The sequence below is a fragment of the Massilia sp. Masssp94 genome, assembly GCF_059491305.1.
Map to the genome: position 1 here is coordinate 3292157 of NZ_CP168501.1, position 15417 is coordinate 3307573.

Here is a 15417-nt window from a genome sequence, read left to right on the forward strand (position 1 = left end):
ATATGAAACTCACACGGATTACCCCGTGGCTCCGCCCCGTGCTGATCGCAGGCACGGCAGCGGGGCTGCTGGCCAGCTGCTCGACGCTGAATTACTACACCCAGGCCGCCCAAGGGCAGCTTGAACTCCTGTCGGACGCCCGTCCGATCGATGACTGGATCGCCGACCCCGGCACCAGTACCAAACTGCGCCATCGCCTCGAGACGGCGCGCCAGATCCGCCGCTTCGCAGTTGCCGAAATGGCTTTACCCGACAACAACAGTTATAAAAACTACGCGGCGCTGAAGCGGCAATACGTGTTGTGGAACGTCGTCGCCACGCCCGAGCTGTCGCTGCGGCCCCTGCAATGGTGCTTCCCCGTCGCCGGCTGCGTGAACTACCGCGGCTATTACAACAAGGAAGCGGCCGAGTCGTACGCGAAGGAATTGCGCGACGCCGGTGACGACGTCGAGGTCGGCGGCGTGGCCGCGTATTCGACCCTGGGCTGGTTCAGCGATCCGCTGATCTCCACGTTCATCAATTACCCGGACGGCGAACTGGCGCGCATGATCTTCCACGAGCTGGCGCACCAGATCGTGTACGTGCAGGGCGATTCGCAATTCAACGAAGCGTTCGCGTCGACGGTGGAAGAGGTCGGCGTCGAGCGCTGGATGGAGCGCTTCGGCAACCAGCAGATGCGCGACGCCTATGCGCGCTACCGGAGCCGCAAGAAGGATTTCCTCGGTTTGCTGATGAAGTACCGCAAGGCGCTCGAGCAGAATTACGCGCTCGTCGACCGCAGCGATGCGCAGAAGCGGGCCGTCAAGGCGCGTTTGTTCCAGGAGTTGAAGGACGAATACCAGGTCCTGAAGGGCAATTGGGGCGGGTATGCAGGGTATGATCGGTTCTTCGAGCAGCCGTTGTCGAACGCTCACCTGGCATCGATCGCGACCTACGAGGATTTCGTGCCGGCGTTCCGCGCGCTATTGCAACGCGAGGGCAGCTTCCCGAAATTCTATAACGCCGTCAAAAAACTGGCCGACATGGACCGTTCCGACCGCCACCGCGTGCTGAACGCCCTGGTGCCGCCGCTCGTGACGGCACCGTTGATGGTGCAGCGCAGCGAAACGCGACCGTAGCCATTTACGTCAAACGTCGATAGAGTCGTTGTTCGAAAAGCGCAAAAGTGCTTGCGTCCGCGGGCGCTGCCCGATAGCATCTTGTTTAATAATATCAGCACGACCGTGCGATTTTTTTTTGGGCCGCGCTCAGAACGATAACGATACTGGAGACAGAGGCACCGATGGACAAGATTTGGCTCAAGGCTTACCCGCCCGGCGTGCCGGCGGAAATCGATCCCGACCAGTATGGTTCGCTGGTGCAAATGCTGGAGGAATCGTTCCGCAAGTATGCGGCGAACAACGCGTACGTCTGCATGGACAAGTTCCTCACCTACGGGGAACTGGACAACATGTCGAAGCGCCTGGCGGCCTGGCTGCAGAGCCGCGGCATGAAGCCGGGCGCGCGCGTGGCGGTCATGATGCCGAACGTGCTGCAATACCCGGTGGCGCTGGCCGCGATCCTGCGCGCGGGCTATACGGTCGTCAACGTCAATCCGCTGTACACGCCGCGCGAGCTGGAACACCAGCTGAAGGATTCGGGCAGCGAAGCCATCATCGTGCTCGAGAACTTCGCGCACACGGTCGAGCAGGTACTGAGTAAAACGCTGGTGCGCCACGTCGTCGTGGCCAGCATGGGCGAGCTGCTGGGCGGTGCCAAGGGCATGCTCGTCAACTTCGTCGTCCGCAACGTCAAGAAGATGGTGCCGGACTTTACGATCCCGCACATGGTGCGCTTCAAGGACGCGCTGGCGCAGGGCGCGAAGATGCCGTTCCAGGCGGCGCAACTGAAGAGCAGCGACGTCGCCTTTTTGCAGTACACGGGCGGCACGACGGGCGTGTCGAAGGGCGCGACGCTCACGCACCGCAACGTCATCGCCAACATCCTGCAGACGGAGGCGTGGTCGAAGCCGGCGATGAGCCAGCCTCCGCTCGTCGAATTCCCGACCATCGTGTGCGCGCTGCCGCTGTACCACATCTTCGCGCTGACGGCGTGCGCGCTGTGGGGCATGCGCGTGGGCGCGCTGAACATCCTGATCCCGAACCCGCGCGACATCCCGGGGTTCATCAAGGAGCTCAAGAAGTACCGCATCAACATGCTGCCCGCGGTGAACACCTTGTACAACGCGCTGGTGAACCACCCCGATTTCAAGGACGTCGATTTCAGCGCGCTGAAGGTCTCCAACGGCGGCGGCATGGCCGTGCAGCAGGCCGTCAACGACAAGTGGAAGTCGCTCACGGGCACCAACATCATCGAAGGCTACGGCCTGTCGGAGACGTCGCCCGTGGCCACGTGCAACCGCTGCGACGTGCCCGGCTTCACCGGCACGATCGGCTTGCCGGTGCCGTCGACGGACATCGCCATCGTCGACGACGACGGCCGCCCGCTGCCGGTGGGCAGCATCGGCGAGATCGCGATCCGCGGTCCGCAGGTGATGGCCGGTTACTGGAACCGTCCGGATGAGACGGCGAAAGTCATGACGGCGGACGGCTTCTTCAAGTCGGGCGACGTCGGCATCATGGATGACAACGGCTACGTGAAGATCGTCGACCGCAAGAAGGACATGATCCTCGTGTCGGGCTTCAACGTGTATCCGAACGAACTGGAAGCGGTGATCGCGGCGCATCCGGGCGTGCTGGAATGCGCGGTGGTCGGCGTGCCGGACGAGCATTCCGGCGAGGCCGTGAAGGTGTTCGTCGTGCGCAAGGATGCGAGCCTGACGGCCGAGCAGCTGATGGACTACTGCAGGCGCGAGCTCACCGGCTACAAGAAGCCCAAGTACATCGAATTTCGCACCGAGCTGCCGAAGACGAACGTCGGCAAGATCCTGCGCCGCGCGCTGCGCGAGGAAAAGCAGGCGGCGTAGCGTCACCGGGCAGCGAGCATGAACCGCCCGTTTGCCGGGCGGTTTTTTTGCGCATACGATTCATATGATTGAGAACTAGCGAGGCAATGACATGGACAAATTCTGGCTGAAGTCGTACGAGGCGGGCGTGCCTGCGGAAATCGACTGGACGCAGTACCGCTCCCTCACGCACCTGCTGGAGGATTCCTTCCGCAAGTACGCCAACCGCGACGCCTTTGCGTGCATGGGCAAGTCCATGTCGTTCGCGGAGCTGGACAAGCTGTCCGGCGCGATGGCCGCGTGGCTGCAGCAGAAGGGCCTGGCGCCGGGCGCGCGCGTGGCGATCATGCTGCCGAACGTGCTGCAATATCCGGTGGCGATGGCCGCCATCCTGCGCGCCGGCTACACCATCGTCAACGTCAACCCGCTGTACACGGCGCGCGAATTGCAGCACCAGCTGAACGATTCGGGCGCGGAAGCCATCGTCGTGCTGGAGAACTTCGCGCACACCGTCGCCGAAGTCGCGCACAACACGAAGCTCAGGCACGTCATCGTCGCCACCATGGGCGACCTGCTCGGCGTGAAGGGCCTGCTCGTCAACTTCGTCGTCCGCACCGTCAAGAAGATGGTGCCGGCGTGGTCGCTGCCGTCCGCCGTGCCGTTCAAGCGCATGCTGGCCGAAGGCGCGCGCCTGTCCCGCAAGCCGGTCGAGTGCGGCCATGAAGACGTCGCCTTCCTGCAGTACACGGGCGGCACGACGGGCGTGTCGAAGGGCGCGGTGCTGAAGCATAAGAATGTGATCGCCAACGTGCTGCAGAACGAAGCCTGGTTCGCGCCGACGCTGGCCAAGATCCCGGCCGGCGAGACGCCGATCTTCGTGTGCGCGCTGCCGCTGTACCACATCTATGCGCTGACCGTGTGCGCCCTGATGGGCCTGCGCGCGGGCGGCACGAACCTCCTGATCCCGAACCCGCGCGACATCGGCGGCTTCATCAAGGAGCTCAAGAAATACCGCATGCACGTCTTCCCGGCCGTGAACACGCTGTACAACGGCCTGCTGAACCACCCGGACTTCGCGAGCCTGGATTTCTCGGGCCTGAAGGTGTGCCCGGGCGGCGGCATGGCCGTGCAGAAGGCCGTGGCCGACAAATGGCTCGCGGTGACGGGCGCGCCGATCGTCGAAGGCTACGGCCTGTCGGAGACGTCGCCGGTGGTCGCCGCCAACCGCTGCGACATCACCGAATTCACGGGCACCATCGGCTTTGCGCTGCCCTCGACGGAGCTGCGCATCATCGACGAATCCGACAACGAAGTCCCGTTCGGCACGGCCGGCGAGATCGCCGTGCGCGGCCCGCAGGTGATGGCCGGCTACTGGCAGCGTCCGGACGAGACGGTGAAGGTCATGACGGCGGACGGCTTCTTCAAGACCGGCGACATCGGCGTGATGAACGCCAGCGGCGCCGTGAAGATCGTCGACCGCAAGAAGGACATGATCCTCGTTTCCGGCTTCAACGTGTACCCGAACGAAGTGGAAGACGTCGTCGCCGCGCACCCGGGCGTGCTGGAAGTGGCGTGCGTGGGCGTGCCGGACCAGCATTCGGGCGAGGCCGTCAAGCTGTACGTCGTCAAGAAGGACAAGACGCTGACCAAGGACGACCTGCTGGCCTTCTGCAAGGAGCAGCTGACGGGCTACAAGCGGCCGAAGTACGTCGAGTTCCGCGACAGCCTGCCCAAGACGAACGTCGGCAAGATCCTGCGGCGCGAGCTGCGGGATGAAAAGCAGACTGCCTAACCGTCGTCCCCGCGGAGGCGGGGACCCATGCTGAGCATCAGTAATCGCGATACCTGAAGCGCCGCAGCATTTCTAACGTTGCGACGCCGGCGCCTCAGCTTGGATTCCCGCCTGCGCGGGAATGACGGTTTTTAATGCAGCGGCAAGAAACACGTTCTAGACCGCCGTGATCTCCACCCCAGGCTTCCCATCCTCGACCCGAAAGGCCGCCAGCTCCCGCTGGACGGTCTTCGGATCGCGCACCTCGTCCAGCCCGATGAAATGCGTGCGCGTCTCGCCGGGGGTAATCTCCATCAGCATGTACCCCCGCTTGTCGCTGCGCCCGTACCGGAGGTGCGGGTTCATCGCCACGTATTGCGACGTGCGCAGCTGCGGGCGCGAATTCGACGTGACCGACGTGCCGACGAATTCCGTCGCGACGACCGGATTCGCGGTCGACACGGGCCGGTTGAAATCGCGCCGCAGCTCCGTCGCGTAGAACGTGTGCACGTCGCCGCCCAGCACGAGCGGGTTCGCGGCGCGCGTGTCCACGAGCGTGTCGAGCAGGCGCCGGCGCGCGACCGGGTAACCGTCCCACCCGTCCGTCCAGAAGCGGCCGCCGTCGCCACTCCCCACCGGGATCTGCGACGACTGCGCCATCATCGTCTGCTGCGCGAGGACGTTCCAGCGCGCCTTCGACGACGCCAGCCCCGCCTTCAGCCACGCTTCCTGCTCCGCCCCCAGCATCGTGCGGCGTGGGTCGAGCAGGGCGGGGCAGGCGCGCGGCGTCACGGAATTCGAGCCGCCGATGCCCGGATGCGAGCACGCTTCCCACGCGCGGTACTGGCGGTCGTCGAGCACGTGGAAGCGCGCGAGGCGCCCCCAGTCGTAGCGCTGGAACATGCGCACGCTCGCAAAACTCTTCGGTGGCGGCAGGCGCAGCGGCATGTGCTCGAAGAAGGCCTGGTAGGCGGCCGCGCGGCGCTGGAGGAAAGTCGGCGACAGGCGCTCGTCGCGGTCCGCCGCGTAGTCGTTCGCGACCTCGTGGTCGTCCCACGTGACGATCCAGGGCGCGATCAGGTGCGCGGCCTGCAGGTCCGGGTCCGTCTTGTATTGCGCATAGCGGCGGCGATAGTCCGCCAGGGTGAACGATTCGTCCTGGCGCACGATCCGCACGCCGGGCGCCGGATGCTGCAGGCGGTACGCGCCCCATTCGTAGATGTAGTCGCCGAGGAAGGCGACGAGGTCCGGGTTCGCCTGCGCGAGGTAGCGGTGCGCCGCATAGCTTCCGAATTCCCAGTGCTGGCACGACGCGACGGCGAGTTTCAGGCTGTCCGGCATGCTGTCCGGCGCCGGCGCCGTGCGCGTGCGGCCGACGGGGCTGACGGCGTCGCCCAGCATGAAGCGGTACCAGTACCAGCGCCCCGGTTCCAGGCCGCGCACGTCCACGCGCACGCTGTGCGCCAGTTCCGCCGTCGCGACGGCGGTGCCCTTCGCGGCGATCTTGCGGAACGCGCCGTCGTGCGCCACTTCCCAGCGCAAGGCGAGGGCGAGGGGCGGCGTCCTGGTCGCGTCGAGCGGATCGGGCGCGACGCGCGTCCACAGGATCACGGAATCGGGCAGGGGCGAGCCCGACGCGACGCCAAGGCTGAACGGATAACCGGCCGCGTTCGACGGTTTGGCGAGCAGCAGCGACGACGATGCCGCTGCGAGCCGCGCGGCGTTCAGCAGGAACAGGCGGCGCGGCCAGGTCATCAGGAGGTGATTACTGCGCGATCAGCGACTCGAGCGGCGGCAACTGGCGCGGCTTGCGGTCCGGGCCCGTGGCGACATAGGTCAGCGTCGCTTCCGTCACCTTGACGACGTCCGTCTGCAGGCGGTTGCGCTCCGCATAGACCTCGACGTAGACGGTGATCGACGTATTGCCGACCTTGACGATGTCGGCGTAGAACGACAGCAGGTCGCCGACGAACACGGGATTCTTGAACACGAAGGAATTCACGGCGATGGTGGCAACGCGGCCGTTTGCGCGGCGCACGGCCGGCAGGGAGCCGGCCACGTCGACCTGGGCCATGATCCAGCCGCCGAACACGTCCCCGTAGACGTTCGCATCGGACGGGGCGGGCATCATCCGCAGCACGGGCATCTTTCCTTCAGGCAGGCGGGTGATGGACGGGGTGGTGTTTACTGGCTGGGTCATCTTGAATTCTCGGTAAAGGCTACAATCCTCTCGATTGAACCATAAAACCTCGAGCCCTGCCATGCGACGCTCCTCTCCGAACTCCCTGCCGCCCGCCGCCGACCCGAACGCCAAACGGAACGACTGGGCCACCATCGCCACCTTGCTGCCCTATTTGTGGGTCTATAAATGGCGCGTGCTGGCCGCATTGATCTGCCTCGTCGGCGCCAAGATGGCCAACGTGGGCGTGCCGCTCGTGCTGAAAAAGCTCATCGACGCGCTGACGATCAGCCCGACGGATCCGCACGCCCTGCTCGTGCTGCCGCTCGGCGCGCTGGTCGCGTACGGCGCGCTGCGCTTTTCGACGACGCTGTTCACCGAACTGCGCGAATTCCTGTTCGCGCGCGTGACGCAGCGCGCCGTGCGCACGATCGCGCTGAAAGTGTTCCGGCACTTGCACGCGCTGTCGCTGCGCTTCCACCTGAACCGGCAGACGGGCGGCATGACGCGCGACATCGAGCGCGGCACGCGCGGCGTCAGCTCGCTCGTGTCGTATTCCCTGTTCTCGATCCTGCCGACGCTCGTCGAGATCACGCTGGTGCTGGGTTACCTCGGCACGCATTACGACGCCTGGTTCGCTGGCATCACCGCGATCGCGCTGGTCACGTACATCACGTTCACCGTCACCGTGACGGAATGGCGCACGCACTTCCGCCGCACGATGAACGAGCTGGATTCGAAGGCGAACACGAAGGCGATCGATTCGCTGATCAACTACGAGACGGTGAAATACTTCGGCAACGAGGACTACGAGGCCAGGCGCTACGACGAAGGCCTGCAGAAGTACGAGCAGGCGGCCGTGCGCTCGCAGACGTCGCTGTCGTTCCTGAACACCGGGCAGTCGCTGATCATCGCCGCCGCCGTCACGGCGATCCTGTGGCGCGCGACGCAGGGCGTGATCGACAAGACGATGACCCTGGGTGACCTCGTGCTCGTGAACTCCTTCATGATCCAGCTGTACATCCCGCTGAACTTCCTCGGCGTGATCTACCGCGAGATCAAGCAGAGCCTCGCGGACATGGAGCGCCTGTTCGGACTCCTCGAGCAGAACCGCGAAGTGGCGGATTCACCGGACGCCAGGCCGCTCGCGACGCACGGGGCAAGAGTGGAATTCTCGCATGTGGAATTCAGCTATGACCCGAACCGCCAGATCCTGTTCGACGTCGACTTCACGATCCCGCCCGGCACGACGACGGCCGTGGTGGGACACAGCGGCTCGGGCAAGTCGACGTTATCCCGCCTGCTGTTCCGCTTCTACGACGTGCAGCAAGGGGCCATACGCATCGACGACCAGGACGTGCGCAACGTGACGCAGGATTCGCTGCGCCACGCGATCGGCATCGTCCCGCAGGACACGGTGCTGTTCAACGACACCATCGAATACAACATCGCCTACGGCCGTCCGGGCGCGAGCCGCGCGGACATCGTGGCGGCGGCGCGCGCGGCGTCGATCCACGACTTCATCGAAACCCTGCCGGACGGCTATGCGACAATGGTGGGTGAACGCGGCCTCAAACTGTCGGGCGGCGAGAAACAGCGGGTCGCCATCGCGCGCACCCTGCTGAAGAATCCCGCGATCCTGATCTTCGACGAAGCCACGTCGGCGCTCGATTCGAAGTCGGAGCAGGCGATCCAGGCGCAGCTGAAGGAAATCGCGAAGCAGAGAACGACGCTCGTCATCGCGCACCGCCTGTCGACCATCGCGGACGCCCACCAGATCCTCGTGCTCGACCACGGCCGCATCGTCGAACGGGGCACGCATGCCGCGCTGATCGCGGCGGACGGCCTGTACAGGCAGATGTGGGACCGCCAGCAGGCAAGGCAGGACGAGGACCTGGCGTCACCGCCGGTCGAAGTGGTACAAGATTAAGGATTGAACAGGATGGAAAAACAGATCGTCGAGATCGACATGGCCGACGTCGGCCACGGCAACCCGGCCTGGATCGCCGCGCTGGAAGCGGGCAAGGTGCTGTACTTCCCCAACTTCGCGCAGCACGGCTTCGCGCCGCAGAAGGAAGAGCTGGCGCTGTTCCGCGAAGACATCCGGGACCCCAAGATCCGCAACATCAGCCTGTCCACGAGCGGCGACCTGAAAGGCGTCGTCGGCGACGATGCGACGAAGGCGCTGATGGCCGGGATGATCGGGCGCTTCCGCACCGAAGCGGAAGGCCTGCTCGCGAACCTGGTGCCGCGCTACGGCGAACACCTGCGCCGCGGCGCGACGAGCTTCCGTCCTTCCGTCGTGCAGAACCGCGTGCAATCGTGGCGCGCCGACGACCGCCGCATGCACGTCGACGCCTTCCCGTCGCGCCCCAACTACGGCGAGCGCCTGCTGCGGGTGTTCACCAACGTGAACCTGGAAGGCGAACCGCGCGTATGGCGCGTGGGCGAGCCGTTCGAGGACGTGGCGCGCCGCTTCCTGCCGAAGGTGAAGCCGTATTCGGCATGGCAGGCGAAGGTGCTGAATGCGCTGCACGTGACGAAGTCCCTGCGCAGCGAATACGACCACATCATGCTGCAGCTGCACGACGCGATGAAGTCGGACCTCGATTACCAGAAGAACGCGCCGCAGGTCACCTTCAACTTCCCGCCGGGCTGCGCGTGGGTGTGCTTCTCGGACCAGACCTCGCACGCCGTGATGGCGGGACAGTACATGATGGAGCACACGCTGCAGCTGTCGCCCATGCACCAGTACGACAAGGAAGCGAGTCCGCTGGCGATTCTCACACGGATGCAGGGACATGCGCTGGTGTGACAAATGCAAAAACGGCCGCGCGATTGAACTGAACCCCAAAAGTTGGACACCAACTTTTGGGGTTTTTTCATGGCCAAGTACAGCGAGCAGTTCAAACTCGCCGTTGTCCAGGACTATCTAGCGGACACATCTGAAGGCTACCGTGCGATCGGAAGACGGCACGGGTTAAGTAGCCATGTCATTTTGCAGCGGTGGGTCGCGGCCTACCAGCTCCACGGCGGGGCAGGTTTGCGCAAGAAGTCCAGCGGATACAGCGCTGAGTACAAGCTGTCTGTGTTGCAGCACATGTGGGACAATCGGCTCTCGATTAATCAAACTGCCGCCAGATTCGATATTCGCAGTTATGCGATGGTTAGCATGTGGGAGCGTGCGTACCAGGAGGGCGGCATCGAGGCGTTGAAACCACGCCGTAGAGGAAGACCCAGGCCGATGACGGCGTCAGACACAAGTAAGCCGGATCAGGCTCCGGATGACGACAAGCGCAGCCGCGAGGATTTGCTGGCCGAGGTAAATCAACTGCGTATGGAGCTAGCTTACGTAAAAAAGTTGCAGGCCTTAGTTCAAGCCCGGCCAAAGCAAGCGCCGCGCAAAAAGCGCAAGTAGTGCAAGAACTAAGGCAGCAGTTCCCGATCGCCAGTTTGCTCAAGCTGGCGCAGCTCCCGCGCAGCACCTTCTATTATCAGCAGGGTTTGCTGCGACAGGAGGACAAGTACGGGAAGCTGAAAGAGACAATCAAAGCTGTCTTCGAACGCCACAAGGGACGTTATGGCTACCGACGCGTTACCGCCGCGATTCGCCAGTCAGGCAGTCCAGTCAACCATAAGCTCGTCCAGCGTTTGATGGGATTACTGGGGCTGAAATCGCTCGTGCGACCGAAGAAGTACCGCTCGTTCAAGGGCGAAGTGGGGCAAGCTGCGCCCAATGAACTGCAACGCCAATTCAAGGCTGATGCCGCCAATCGGAAGTGGGTGACGGACGTGACCGAGTTCAACGTCGTCGGCGAGAAGCTGTACCTCTCGCCCGTGCTGGACCTGTACAACGGCGAAATCATTTCCTTCGAAATGAACAAGCGTCCCGTCTTCGACATGGTGAGCTCAATGCTCAAGAAAGCCTTGGCCAAGCTGCAGCCTCATGAGAAGCCACTGCTTCACAGCGACCAAGGATGGCAGTATCGGATGCCGGCTTACCAGCATCAGCTTCGGGAGCGGGAACTCGTGCAGAGCATGTCGCGCAAAGGCAACTGCCATGACAACGCGGCCATGGAAAGCTTCTTCGGGGTGCTCAAGTCAGAGTTCTTCTACCTGAACAAATTCGACAGCGTCGATGCGTTACGGGATGGCCTGGTTGAGTACATCCATTATTACAATCACGACCGTATCAAACTCAAACTAAAAGGCCTGAGTCCTGTGCAATACAGAACTCAGGCCTTGGCTGCCTAGCAAACTAACCGTCCAACTTTACGGGGTCAGTTCACGATGCGGCCGTTTTGTCGTTGGGACGTCGATCAGTACGTATAGAACATCCGCTGAATCTCCTTGGTGCTGTTGGTCTTCGTGAGCGCCAGCATCAGCAGGATGCGCGCCTTCTGCGGATTCAAGGTATCGGCCACGACGAAGTCCAGCTGGTCGTCATTCGCTTCGCCATTGCGCGCCACGATGCCCTGGCCCACGCGGCTCGCGCGCACGATGATCACGCCTTTTTCGCGTGCGGCCGACAGCGCCGGGCGCACCTTGTTCGGCAGGCTGCCGTCACCGACACCCGCGTGGATCAGGCCCTTGGCGCCGGCGGCGACCAGCGCGTTGACGGCGGTCGGGCCCACGTTCGCGTAGGTGTAGGCAATGTCGACCTGCGGCAGCGCCGACAGGTTGCTCACGTCGAATTCCGTGTCGACCGTGTGCTTGCGCGTCGAGGCGCGGTAGAAGTGCGCCTTGTTGCCCACCACGTAGCCCAGCAGGCCCAGTTCCGTCGCCTTGAACGTGTCGGTGGTCGTCGTGTTGGTCTTGCTGACGTCGCGCGCGGCGTTGATCTGGTCGTTCAGCACGACGAGCACGCCCTTGCCGACGGCGTCCGGGCTGCCGGCCGTCAGCACGGCGTTGTACAGGTTGATCGGGCCGTCGGCCGAGATCGCGGTCGACGGACGCATCGCGCCCACCACCACGACCGGCTTCCTGCTCTTCACGACGAGGTCGAGGAAGTAGGCGGTTTCCTCGATCGTGTCGGTGCCGTGCGTGATGACGATGCCGTCCACGTCCGGCTTGGCCAGCAGCGTGTTGACGCGCTTCGCCAGCGTGAGCCAGTGCTCGTTGCTCATGTTTTCGCTGGCGATCTGGAACACCTGTTCGCCGGTCACGTTGGCGACCTGCTTCAGTTCCGGGACGGCCTTGATCAGGTCATCGACGCCGACCTTGGCGGCCGTGTAGCCGACCGTGGTCGTGCTGGTGGCGCCGGTGCCGGCGATGGTGCCGCCGGTAGCGAGGATCACCACGTTGGGCAGGCGGGCCGCCGTCTGGGCTTGGGCGGATGCGGCCAGCAGCGTCATGAGGCACAGTGCGAACCACGTGCGTACAATTTTTAAGAACATCAGATCTCCTTTTTTAACAATTTTTGGAAGGCAAAAAAAAGGCTCCTTGGGAGGAGCCTGGTTCGGGGTGCCGGTCAGCGCAACGGCGCTGTGGCGATGTCCTTGTCGGCGAGCGCGGGATCGGTGAGATCCCCCTCCCACTTCGCGACGACCGCGGTGGCGATGCCGTTGCCGATCACGTTCGTGGCCGAGCGGCCCATGTCGAGGAAGTGGTCGATACCGAGCAGCAGCAGCAGGCCGGCTTCGGGAATATGAAACTGGTTCAGCGTGGCGGCGATGACGACGAGCGACGCGCGCGGCACGCCGGCCATGCCTTTCGACGTCAGCATCAGCACGAGCATCATGGTCATCTGCGTGGACAGCGCCAGCTCGATGCCGTAGGCCTGGGCGATGAAGACGGAGGCGAAGGTGCAGTACATCATCGAGCCGTCCAGGTTGAACGAGTAACCGATCGGCAGCACGAACGCGGCCAGGCGGTTCTTGACGCCGAAGCGCTCCAGGCCTTCCAGCGTCTTCGGATACGCCGCTTCCGACGACGCGCAGGTGAACGCGAGGATGGTCGGCTCGCGCAGCAGGCCGAGGAGCTTGAACAGGCGCGGGCCGACGAACAGCATGCCGATCGCGATCAGGATGCACCACAGCAGCGCGATGCCGAGGTAGAACTCGCCCATGAACTTGCCGTAGGTGCCGAGCACGCCGACACCGCTCGTGGCGACGACGCCGGCGACGGCCGCGAACACGGCGAACGGCGCGAAGTTCATCACATAGCCCGTCACTTTCAGCATCACGTGCGCGGCGCCGTCGATGGCGGCGATCATCGGCGCGGCGCGATCGCCGATGGCGGCGGCGCCGGTGCCGAAGAAGATCGAGAAGATCACGATCTGCAGGATCTCGTTCCTGGCCATGCCGTCGAAGATCGACGTCGGCACGAGGTGGGTGATGAAGTCCTTCAGCGTGAGGCCGGAAGCGGTGATGCCCGACGAGGCGCCGGCCGCCGGCAGGGTGCCGGACAACGCCATCGCGTCGCCCGGGCGGAACAGGTTCACGAGGATGAGACCCAGCGTGAGCGACAGGAGGGAAGCGATGATGAACCAGCCCAGCGCCTTGATGCCGATGCGGCCGACTTCCGCGGCGTCGCCCATCTTGGCGATGCCCACCACCAGCGTGGAGAACACGAGCGGAGCGATGATCATCTTGATCAGGCGGAGGAACAGCGTGGTGACCAGCGACATCGTGTCGGAGAAGCCTTTGGGATCGGCGAGATTCGTGTGCGCGATGTAGCCGGCGGCGATGCCGAGCGCCAGGCCCACGAGGATCCAGGTGGTGAGGCGGTTTCTTTTGTTCATAAGCTTCCTCTAGGGTGGCGGATGGCGGAGCAGGGGAGATCGTCCGTCCTGTTCCGCTGCCGTGGCACAATCTCGTGCAAGATCAGGGAGTTGCCGGGTGCCTGGTGCTGCGATATTGACAAGTCCCGGCAGTATCCTAGGCGTTGATGGTACTGTCAAGCAAACCCAAATCCGACGAAAACAAATGATAGAAATCGACAACGTCAGCAAGTGGTACGGCCCTGTCCAGGTTCTGCGCGACTGCACGACACGCGTCGCGCGCGGCGATGTGGTGGTCGTGTGCGGGCCGTCCGGTTCCGGCAAGTCGACGCTCATCAAGACCGTCAACGGCCTCGAACCCTTCCAGCAGGGGACGATCAGGGTCGACGGCACGTCTGTCGGCGACCCGGCCACGCGCCTGCCGGCGCTGCGCGCGCGCATCGGCATGGTGTTCCAGAATTTCGAGCTGTTCCCGCACCTGTCCGTCCGCGACAACCTGACGCTCGCGCAGGTCAAGGTACTCAATCGGTCGCGCGACGAGGCGACGGCCAACGGTTTGACATACCTGGACCGCGTGGGCCTGCTGGCGCACCAGGACAAGTTCCCGGCCCAGCTCTCGGGCGGCCAGCAACAGCGCGTGGCGATCGCGCGGGCGCTCGCGATGGACCCCGTCGCGATGCTGTTCGACGAGCCCACTTCCGCGCTCGATCCGGAAATGGTGGGCGAAGTGCTGGACGTGATGACTGGCCTGGCGCAGGAGGGCATGACGATGATGGTCGTGACGCACGAGATGGGATTTGCGCGCCGCGTGGCGGACCGTGTCGTGTTCATGGACGAGGGGCGGATCGTCGAGGACAGCGCCGGGGAGGCGTTTTTCGAGGCGCCGCAGTCGGCACGGGCGCGGGAGTTCCTGGCCCGGATCATCCATTAACCACCGTCGTCCCCGCGAAGGCGGGGACCCAATTTTGCATGCAGCCCGGCAGCGCTACGAACTTGGATCCCCGCCAAGGGGGGCGCCTAGCCCGGGGATGACGACTCAGAGGTTACGTAGTACGAGACTCACCCCACCCACGATCAGCACCACCCACACCGCCTGCTTGATCCGCTCCGCCGGCAGCCACTGGTGCAACCGGTTGCCGACATACAGCCCGCCGAGCGCGAACGGCAGCAGCGCGATGGCCAGCAGCGGCAGCGCCGGCTGGTTGTACAGGCCCGCGCCTGTAAACAGCACGAGGCGCGAGATGGCGCTGAAGAACAGCACGCCGCTGAGGGTGGCGCGCAAGGCCAGCTTGTCGTCCAGGCGGCTCGTGAGGAAGATCGTGTAGAACGGTCCGCCGGTGCCGAACAGCGCCGTGAAGATGCCGCCCACGACGCCGAACGGCACTGCCCACGCGGGCGCAAACGGCGGCAGCTTGCGGCGTGCGAACAGGCTCCAGGCCGAATAGCCCAGGATGAACAGGCCGAGCACGACCAGCAAGGTGCGCTCGGGCGCGCGCACGAGCGCGAGCACGCCGACGGCCATCCCGACCGCCATGAACGGGATGAGGCGCAGCGCTTCGCGCTTGTCGATGTGGCGGCGGTTCTTCACGCCCAGCAGCACGTTCGAGACAAAGTCGAAGATGAGCATCAGCGGCACCGCCATGCGCAGCGGCATGAACAGCACGAGCAGCGGCATCGCCGTCACGGACGAGCCGAACCCGGTCAGCCCCAGCACCGTGTAACCGAACACGATGATGAGCGCCAGCTGGGCGAGCGTGAGCAGATCGAACGTCATGCCGCGATTCTAGCCCTAACGGGTGATT

The 15417-nt window shown here is 64.2% G+C and carries 12 protein-coding genes; 7 read left to right on the forward strand and 5 right to left on the reverse strand.

The features are described 5' to 3' along the window. Positions 1-2 precede the first annotated feature (2 nt). The 3 genes from ACEN9G_RS14610 (at position 3) to ACEN9G_RS14620 (ending at position 4736) form a co-directional block, all read left to right on the forward strand. Complete coding sequence (locus ACEN9G_RS14610) at positions 3-1118, forward strand: aminopeptidase (RefSeq protein WP_413338846.1); 1116 nt, start codon at positions 3-5, stop codon at positions 1116-1118. Positions 1119-1282: 164 nt separating this feature from the next. Next, the gene (locus tag ACEN9G_RS14615) at positions 1283-2965 is read left to right on the forward strand and encodes a long-chain-fatty-acid--CoA ligase (protein ID WP_413338848.1); all 1683 of its coding nucleotides are present in this window, start codon (positions 1283-1285) and stop codon (positions 2963-2965) included. Positions 2966-3056: 91 nt separating this feature from the next. Next, on the forward strand, positions 3057-4736 hold the full coding sequence (locus tag ACEN9G_RS14620) for a long-chain-fatty-acid--CoA ligase (RefSeq protein ID WP_413338850.1): 1680 nt from the start codon (positions 3057-3059) through the stop codon (positions 4734-4736). Positions 4737-4892: 156 nt separating this feature from the next. Here ACEN9G_RS14620 and ACEN9G_RS14625 read toward each other — a convergent pair whose 3' ends face one another. Next, positions 4893-6470, reverse strand: coding sequence for an alkaline phosphatase D family protein (locus tag ACEN9G_RS14625; RefSeq protein ID WP_413338852.1), 1578 nt, complete (start codon positions 6468-6470; stop codon positions 4893-4895). 10 nt (positions 6471-6480) lie between these two features. Further along, positions 6481-6915, reverse strand: coding sequence for an acyl-CoA thioesterase (locus tag ACEN9G_RS14630; protein ID WP_413338854.1), 435 nt, complete (start codon positions 6913-6915; stop codon positions 6481-6483). 61 nt (positions 6916-6976) lie between these two features. On the opposite strand from ACEN9G_RS14630, the gene ACEN9G_RS14635 reads away from it, so the two are divergent. The 3 genes from ACEN9G_RS14635 to ACEN9G_RS14645 all read left to right on the forward strand — a co-directional run bounded on the left by ACEN9G_RS14635 (position 6977) and on the right by ACEN9G_RS14645 (position 11148). Next, positions 6977-8824, forward strand: a complete 1848-nt coding sequence (locus tag ACEN9G_RS14635; RefSeq protein ID WP_413338856.1) for an ABCB family ABC transporter ATP-binding protein/permease — start codon at positions 6977-6979, stop codon at positions 8822-8824. A 12-nt stretch (positions 8825-8836) separates the two neighbouring features. Continuing rightward, positions 8837-9709, forward strand: coding sequence for a Kdo hydroxylase KdoO (gene kdoO, locus ACEN9G_RS14640; protein ID WP_413338858.1), 873 nt, complete (start codon positions 8837-8839; stop codon positions 9707-9709). Between the two features lie 69 nt (positions 9710-9778). Further along, positions 9779-11148 (forward strand): IS3 family transposase gene (locus ACEN9G_RS14645; protein WP_483126724.1). Its coding sequence is split into 2 segments (ribosomal slippage): positions 9779-10267 and positions 10270-11148, totalling 1368 coding nucleotides; the frame shifts between segments, so codons are not numbered across the junction. A 65-nt stretch (positions 11149-11213) separates the two neighbouring features. Here the strand turns inward: ACEN9G_RS14645 and ACEN9G_RS14650 are convergent. Continuing rightward, positions 11214-12290, reverse strand: coding sequence for a type II asparaginase (locus tag ACEN9G_RS14650; RefSeq protein ID WP_160410844.1), 1077 nt, complete (start codon positions 12288-12290; stop codon positions 11214-11216). A 74-nt stretch (positions 12291-12364) separates the two neighbouring features. Then, positions 12365-13636, reverse strand: coding sequence for a dicarboxylate/amino acid:cation symporter (locus ACEN9G_RS14655; protein ID WP_413341445.1), 1272 nt, complete (start codon positions 13634-13636; stop codon positions 12365-12367). Positions 13637-13820: 184 nt separating this feature from the next. Between ACEN9G_RS14655 and ACEN9G_RS14660 the strand changes: the two genes are divergently transcribed. After that, entirely contained in the window at positions 13821-14546 is a 726-nt protein-coding gene (locus ACEN9G_RS14660; protein ID WP_413341447.1) for an amino acid ABC transporter ATP-binding protein, read from the forward strand. 105 nt (positions 14547-14651) lie between these two features. Here ACEN9G_RS14660 and ACEN9G_RS14665 read toward each other — a convergent pair whose 3' ends face one another. Continuing rightward, positions 14652-15389 (reverse strand): sulfite exporter TauE/SafE family protein, encoded by a 738-nt coding sequence (locus tag ACEN9G_RS14665; RefSeq protein WP_413341449.1) that lies wholly within the window; start codon positions 15387-15389, stop codon positions 14652-14654. Positions 15390-15417: the final 28 nt, after the last annotated feature.